An 858-nucleotide genomic window follows, 5' to 3' on the forward strand; every position below is an offset into this window, starting at 1 on the left:
AGTTTTAACCGTGGTGCCGTCCACGTATACACGCCAGCAGCGACTTTGCTCTGCCAGGTCAACCTTTGTCTTATTTGTTGAGCGCTCCCAAATATTTAGTGAGTTCCTCAACAGTTCGACAATAAGCTCTTTGCCATCAAATTCGGTTTTATCATCGTGTTCAAGAGCTGGAGGAGAGTCTATATATTGAACTGAGTCTGTATCGCCTATTTGTTCACTGATTTGCTCTCCCGCATGATCAGGATCAATGAGAACATGCCTTAGTGCCCCTTCAATTTCATTGATTTTACGCCGACTTTCGCTCAGCTCATGAGTTAGTGCTGCCAGGGCATTATCAGTCTGTAAAGGCTTACCTTCAACCTGTTCTGGCGACAGTTCTCTTTGGTCGATAACCAAGGCTAAATAAGGTTGACCGGACTCGTTAACGTATTTGATGGAAGCGTGCCATACAGCCTGCTCGCCGGGTTCACTCATCAAGTCTATTGAGTAGGCCGAATCGGGCTTTTCGACTAACGCTTTCTCCAGTTGAGAGAGTAGCTCTGGCAAAACGAAGTCGCTAATGGGGCGCCCTAGTAGGCTGGACTCGGATGATTCACCAAGTTTGTGGCTAAATTCTTGTAGCGCTCTATCATTCGTGTAAGCAATATTGAGTTGCTCGTTGATGACGATAATAAGTTCTTCACTAATATCCAGAACGTTAAGCAACTTCGAATTAAGTTCGGATAACTCTTCTTCCAGGGCTTCTCGTTTAGCGATCTCGTTGCGAAGCTTCTGGTTTTCCTGGTTCGCGATCCAGCACCTTCTTACGCTTAGCTGACTTTCTACGCGGGCGATTAGTTCTTTATTATGATAGGGCTT

Annotated in this window: 1 protein-coding gene; it reads right to left on the reverse strand. The window is 45.7% G+C overall.

Annotation, left to right across the window (positions count from 1 at the left end; genetic code table 11):
- A partial coding sequence (locus A3756_RS28090; protein ID WP_197481432.1) for a hypothetical protein occupies positions 1-858 on the reverse strand: 858 nt, incomplete at both ends.

This window comes from Oleiphilus sp. HI0086 (assembly GCF_001635225.1).